Here is a 6379-nt window from a genome sequence, read left to right as displayed (position 1 = left end):
GCATGGCCTGGTTGAGTTCAGTCTGGACGGGATCATTCTGGCGTTTTTTCAGCGACTCGTCGATCCCGGCCAGCGCTTTCTCTCGCCACTGCTCCAGGCGGTAGATCTCAATGCTCAGTTCGCGGGATAGCGCATCAACGGATTCGCCCCGCAGCAGACGTAGGACCACTTCACGCTTGCGGGCGGCACTCCAGCGCTGCCCCTCGGCCAACGGTCCTGTGACGGTTTCGTTCTGGTTCTGTTTGGTCATTGTCAATCTCCTTGGACACGGGGACATTACCCCAAATCAGTGTCCAAGAAAACCGGCGCCGCTCCACAGACTGACAATCTGATAATGGTAGCACGGCTGCACGATGAAACCAAGCCACCAGCGGCCCCTCCTCAACGACGGTTCGCTGCCTCCGTTTTACCCTTGCCAGACAAGATGAGCCTGACATATACTTTAGACAACAGCAGCACATAAGGAGAACTTCCTCTCCAGGCTGTTGCTAAAAACAACGATGATGCAGCTCTCTGCCCAGTGCGTGAAATCTGAACGCCCACGCGGAATATGCATGAATCGGGGTTTCTTCCAGAGGTGTTGTGTGCCAGCCCTCCCCGTAGAGGGACGCCTGATACGCCCACAAGGGACCCCACCTGTTTGGCTCTCGTTGTGAGGCCAAAGATTCACGGCTGGCGTGGAGAGCGCTTCATCTAGGCATCAGGTCACCCTGCCTGATGCCTTTGTTTTGTCTATCGTTGTTCCTCTTTTCCGCTGTCGGCGGCCACTTTTTGTCGCAGGGCGGTTCCCCGTCGGATACCGTCGCCTGCCGGAATTCCCATGTCCAGCACCGTACCCGAGAGAGCCACAGAGGCCCCGACTGCAACGGGCGATCTGCACCGCATCCACCACAACGGCCGCGAAATCCTGCTGGTCGGCACCGCCCACATCTCCCGCGCCTCGGTTGAAATGGTGCAACACACCATCGCCACCGAACAACCTGACGCTGTTTGTGTTGAACTTGATGCCCAGCGCTACGCGCACCTGACTGAACGTAACCGCTGGGAACAGCTCAATATCCGCCAGGTCATTCGTCAAGGCCAGATTCCCTTTCTGATGGCCAACCTGGCTCTGGCATCGTTCCAGAAACGTATGGGGCTGCAGACCGGTGTGCGACCTGGCGAGGAGCTGGCCGCCGCTGCCCAGGCAGCCGAAGAACGCAGCCTGCCAGTCCATCTCATCGACCGTGACATCCGCACTACCCTGCTGCGGGCCTGGCGCAAGACCGGGCTATGGCAGAAAATACAGCTGGTCACCACGCTCTTTGCCGGCCTGTTCGAAAAACACGAGATTGACGAGGAGGAACTTGCCCGCTTGCGCCAGTCCGACAGTCTCTCCTCCATGCTTGAAGAAATGGGTGATCTCTTGCCCGCCGCCAAAAGTATTTTGGTCGACGAGCGCGACCGCTGGATGGCCCATCAGCTTCGTCAGACGGCGGGTGCGCGGATCGTCGCCGTGGTCGGCGCAGCCCACATTCCCGGCATCTGCCGCCATCTCGCCCACAACGAAAGCGACGCCGCCCTGGCCGAACTGGCCAGCATTCCCGTCAAACCTCTTTATTCACGGCTGCTGCCCTGGCTGATTCCGTTGCTGGTCGCCGCACTGTTTGTCATTGGCTTCTTCTTTGCCGACCGCGAACAACTCTACCAAGCTGCCGGGGCCTGGATTCTGGCCAACGGCAGCCTCAGCGCTCTGGGCACGCTGGTTGCCTGGGGCCATCCGCTGACCGTGGTGGCCGCCTTCGTCGCCGCCCCCATCACCTCGCTGAATCCCACCATCGGCGCCGGCTTCGTCACCGCCTTCGTTCAGGCGCTGCTGGTCCCCCCCAAGGTGCGCGACATGGAGGCTGTGCTGGAGGCGGTGGTGACCCTGTCAGGCTGGTGGCGTAACCGCCTGACGCGGATACTGCTGGTCTTCTTTCTGTCTTCCCTTGGTTCGAGTCTCGGCACACTGGTGGCCTTCGGCTGGCTCAAGCAACTGCTGTGAGCAGGCGAAGCGGCAGGCGGCGATTGCAATATCAACGAAAGTTGGATACAATCGCGGCACTTTGTTGATGTTTTACCCATAGCGGAGGGATCCCAAACATGGAACAGCAAGAACTACAGCGGGCCATCAAGGCGGCCATGCAGACCGAAAAAGACGCCATGGATTACTATAAGTACGGGGCCGAGAAGATGGCGGACCCTAAGGCCCGGCAGTCTTTTGAAATTCTGGCCAACGAAGAGAAGCAGCACGCCCACATGTTTTTCAATATCTACAAGGGCGATGATGTGCCGTCTTTCGATGCCTTCATCAGCGCACCTCCCAATACCGAATCCTCCTGGTGGAAATCGCTGCAACAGGCCCTGCTGGCCGACTTTGACGAGCGCAAAGCGATTGAGCTGGCGATTGAGCAGGAAGAAGCCCTGGAAAAAGATCTGCTGGCCATGGCAGCGAAGATTAATGATGCCGATGTCAAGGCAGTCTATCTGGCCAACGCCCGTTCCACCCACAACCATTACGAACTCTGTGTCGAGGAATACAACGCTCTGCTGGGCAAATCGTCCTGATCACTGTTCATTCTCGCAGCCACACATAAAAAAACCGCCGGAGCCTGTGGGCTCCGGCGGTTTTTTTATGCAGATTTTGCTGCTCTGCCGCTGCTGATGCGGGCCCCGGTCTGCCTGACGGCAGGCCGGGGCCCGTGATCTTACTAACCCAACACCAACAGCAGATCGCCCTGCTGAACCTGATCGTTCTGCTTGAACAGAATCTGCTGGACAACGCCATCCACCTTGGCCTTGATGTTGGTCTCCATCTTCATCGCCTCGGTGACAATCAGGGTATCACCTTCCTTCACCTCGTCACCCACCGCGACATTGAGCTTGAAGATCTTGCCCGGCATGGGGGCACCAACCTGCTTATCGTTGCCCTTTTCCGCCTTCTGGTGCTCCACCTCGTCGGTTTTCACCGAACGGTCCTTCACCAGGATCTGGCGCGGTTCACCATTGAGCTCGAAGTAGATATTGCGGGTGCCATCCTCATGCACCTTGCCAATGGCCGTGAGCCTGACGATCAACGTCTTGCCAGACTCGATTTCGATGCTGGCTTCGTCCCCGACATCCAGGCCATAGAAATACAGCGGCGTTGACAACACCGAGGTATCGCTGAAGCGTTGGCGATGGTTATCGAACTCCTCGAACACGGCCGGATAGAGCACCGCCGAGGTCACATCGCGATCCTTCACCGGATGACCCAACTTGTTTTCCAGTTCCTTCTTGCGGGCGGCAAAGTCGACCGGCTCAAGGAACTCTCCCGGCCGATGGGTAAAGGGCTCCTCGTCCTTGAGAATGATCTTCTGCAGTTCCTTGGGGAAACCACCATGGGGCTGGCCCAGCATGCCCTTGAAGAAATCAACCACTCCCTGTGGGAAGGTCAACTCCTGACCACGCTGCATCACATCCTCCGGCTGCAGGTTGTTCTGCACCATGAACATGGCCATGTCGCCGACAATCTTCGACGACGGTGTCACCTTGACCAAGTCGCCAAACATGTCGTTGACCTTGCGGTACATCTGCTTGCACTCTTCCCAGCGGTGCCCCAGCCCCAAACCCTCGACCTGCGGCTTGTAGTTGGAATACTGGCCGCCGGGGATCTCGTGCTCGTACACCTGAGCCGTACTCGAACGCAGTTCGGACTCGAAGGGTTCGTAATAGGTCCGTACAGTCTCCCAGTAATTGGCCAGCTGCTGCAGGCCTGTGGTGTTGACGGCCGGCTCCCAGATAGTGCCCTTGAGGGTCGACAGCAGCGCATTCATGCTCGGCTGCGAGGTCAGACCCGAGATGGACGAAAGTGCCGTGTCGACGATGTCGACACCAGCCTGGGTCGCCATCAACAGCATGGTGCCACCATTGCCGGAGGTGTCGTGGGTATGCAGATGGATCGGTATGCCGATTTCGTTCTTAAGAGCCTTGATGAGTTTTTCCGCGGCGAACGGCTTGAGCAGACCGGCCATATCCTTGATGCCGAGAATATGGGCGCCCATCTGCTCGAGTTCCTTGGCCATGCCGACATAATATTCCAGCGGGTACTTGTCGCGCTTGGGATCGGTGATGTCGCCGGTATAGCACATGGCCGCCTCACAGATGGCGTTGTTTTTCTGCACCGCCTCCATGGCCACCTTCATGCCCTTGGTCCAGTTAAGCGAGTCGAAGATGCGGAACACATCGATACCGCCGGCGGCCGCCTTGGCGACAAAGTCCTCCACCACATTGTCGGCATAGTTGGTATAACCCACGGCATTGGAACCACGCAGCAGCATCTGGAACAGCAAATTGGGAATTTGCGCCCGCAGTCGGTCGAGCCGTTCCCAGGGATTTTCCGTCAAAAAGCGCATGGCCACATCAAAGGTGGCACCGCCCCACATCTCCAGCGAGAACAACCCGCCACCCAGATGGCTGGTGGCATGGGCAATGCGTTCCAGATCGTAGGTGCGCACACGGGTAGCCAGCAGCGACTGATGCGCATCGCGCATGGTGGTGTCGGTCAGCAACAGGCGCTTTTCCTTGAGCACCCAGTCAGCCAGCCCCTTGGGCCCTTCAGCCATCAGGATGTCACGGGTACCACGTGGCCGGATAGCGTCAAGGGGAATCTCCGGCACCGTCGCCTCGCGCAGCTCGCTGAAATGCAGACGCTTCTTGATATTGGGATAGCCGTTGACCGACACATCGCCGATATAGTGCAGCAGCTTGTTGGCGCGGTCTTTTTTCTCGCGAATATTGAACAGTTCCGGGTAGGTATCAAGATAGGAGGTATCGCACTGACCGGCCCGGAAAGGCGCGTGATTAACCACGTTTTCGAGAAAACCAATGTTGGTCTTAACGCCGCGGACACGAAATTCCTGCAGCGCGCGGTTCATGGTGCGACAGGCGTCGTTGAAGGTCAATCCCCAGGTGGAAACCTTGACCAGCAGTGAATCGTAATGCGGTGTGATCACCGCGCCGGAATAGCCATTGGCCGCATCGAGACGCACACCGAAACCCACCGCTGTGCGATAGGCTTTGATGATGCCGAAATCCGGCGCGAAGTTGTTGGCCGGATCTTCCGTCGTCACCCGGCACTGGATGGCGTAGCCGCGCAGCTCAATATCCTTCTGGCTCTTGATACCGATTTCCGGATCGGAGAGCTTATAACCCTGTGCGACCAGAATCTGCGTTTGCACCAGATTACGCATCGTCACCAGTTCGGTCACGGTATGTTCCACCTGAATGCGTGGGTTGGTTTCGATGAAGTAGAAATCCCCGTTTTTATCCATCAGAAACTCGACGGTACCGGCATTGACGTAGCCGACCTCGCGGGCGATCTTCATGGCGTAATCGCACACCAGACGCCGCTTGTCCTCGCCCAACGACGGTGAGGGTGCCAGCTCAATCACCTTCTGGTGACGACGCTGGATGGAGCAGTCGCGCTCGAAGTAGTGCACCAGATTACCGTGCTGGTCACCCATGATCTGTACTTCGATGTGCTTGGGATTCTCGATGAATTTTTCGAGGAACACGGTACCGTCGCCAAAGGCCGCTGCCGCCTCGGAGGCGGCCGATTTCAGCCCTTCGAGCAGTTCCTTCTGGTTGCGCACCACCCGCATGCCACGGCCGCCACCGCCGGCCGCCGCCTTGACAATGATGGGATAGCCGCATTCCTTGGCGAACAGCAGGGCGTCCTCCTCGCGATTGACCGGTTTGGGCGTGCCCGGCACGATGGGAACACCGGCAGCCAGAGCGACCTCGCGGGCCGCCACCTTGTTGCCCAGGCGCCGCTGAATCTGGGCCGTCGGGCCGATGAAGGCAATGCCAGCCCGCTCGCAAGCTTCGGCAAACTCGGCGTTTTCCGACAGAAAACCGTAGCCGGGATGAATGGCGTCGACCCCTTTGGCGCGGGCCAGCTCAACGATTTCATTGATCCCCAAATAGGCATCAATCGGGCCCTTGCCCTTGCCTATTTGATAGGCCTCATCAGCCTTGTAGCGATGCAACGACAGTCTGTCCTCGGCGGAATAAATGGCCACGGTGCCAATACCCAGTTCAGTACAGGCACGGAAAATACGGATGGCGATTTCGCCACGATTGGCAGCCATGATCTTCTTGAACGGTCGTACAGCCATGCAACCTCCTAAAAACAGAAAAGGATGGGATTCAGAGAACCAAATACAGTTTTAGCACCAGCAAAAAACAAACGTTTTTTTTAGTATAACTGTAAAATATGCTTTTATTTCAATTACTTAGATGAAACATTCAAACAGACCGCTGCTGCCCTGTCAAGGACAATTCCTCAAGCCGACAACAGCTGAGCGAAATGTTACCA

The 6379-nt window shown here is 57.6% G+C and carries 3 protein-coding genes, 1 other RNA gene and 1 pseudogene; 3 read left to right on the top strand and 2 right to left on the bottom strand.

Annotated elements, in window-relative coordinates; translation table 11 throughout:
• Window positions 1-250 (bottom strand): annotated as a pseudogene (locus BLR80_RS10610) (hypothetical protein); the annotation flags it as partial.
• A 257-nt stretch (window positions 251-507) separates the two neighbouring features.
• Between BLR80_RS10610 and ssrS the strand changes: the two are divergent.
• The 3 genes from ssrS to BLR80_RS10595 all read left to right on the top strand — a co-directional run bounded on the left by ssrS (window position 508) and on the right by BLR80_RS10595 (window position 2589).
• A non-coding RNA gene (ssrS, locus tag BLR80_RS10605) (6S RNA) lies at window positions 508-688 on the top strand.
• Between the two features lie 132 nt (window positions 689-820).
• Complete coding sequence (locus BLR80_RS10600) at window positions 821-2026, top strand: TraB/GumN family protein (protein WP_092079809.1); 1206 nt, start codon at window positions 821-823, stop codon at window positions 2024-2026.
• Window positions 2027-2124: 98 nt separating this feature from the next.
• Window positions 2125-2589: a ferritin-like domain-containing protein gene (locus BLR80_RS10595; RefSeq protein WP_092079806.1), complete on the top strand. Its 465-nt coding sequence runs from the start codon at window positions 2125-2127 to the stop codon at window positions 2587-2589.
• A 143-nt stretch (window positions 2590-2732) separates the two neighbouring features.
• Here BLR80_RS10595 and BLR80_RS10590 read toward each other — a convergent pair whose 3' ends face one another.
• Window positions 2733-6179, bottom strand: coding sequence for a pyruvate carboxylase (locus tag BLR80_RS10590; protein ID WP_092079803.1), 3447 nt, complete (start codon window positions 6177-6179; stop codon window positions 2733-2735).
• Between the last annotated feature and the right edge of the window lie 200 nt (window positions 6180-6379).

This window comes from Desulfuromonas thiophila (genome assembly GCF_900101955.1).
Taxonomy (GTDB): Bacteria; Desulfobacterota; Desulfuromonadia; order Desulfuromonadales; family Desulfuromonadaceae; genus Pseudodesulfuromonas; species Pseudodesulfuromonas thiophila.
The sequence above is the reverse complement of the archived record's forward strand: the minus strand, read 5'-3'. Positions and strand labels throughout refer to the sequence as shown.

What these genes read in the sequence shown, in the direction of transcription:
- BLR80_RS10600 (WP_092079809.1), top strand. Translation starts at nt 821, where the DNA reads ATGTCCAGCACCGTACCCGAGAGAGCCACAGAGGCCCCGACTGCAACG.
- BLR80_RS10595 (WP_092079806.1), top strand. Translation starts at nt 2,125, where the DNA reads ATGGAACAGCAAGAACTACAGCGGGCCATCAAGGCGGCCATGCAGACC.
- BLR80_RS10590 (WP_092079803.1), bottom strand. Translation starts at nt 6,179, where the DNA reads ATGGCTGTACGACCGTTCAAGAAGATCATGGCTGCCAATCGTGGCGAA.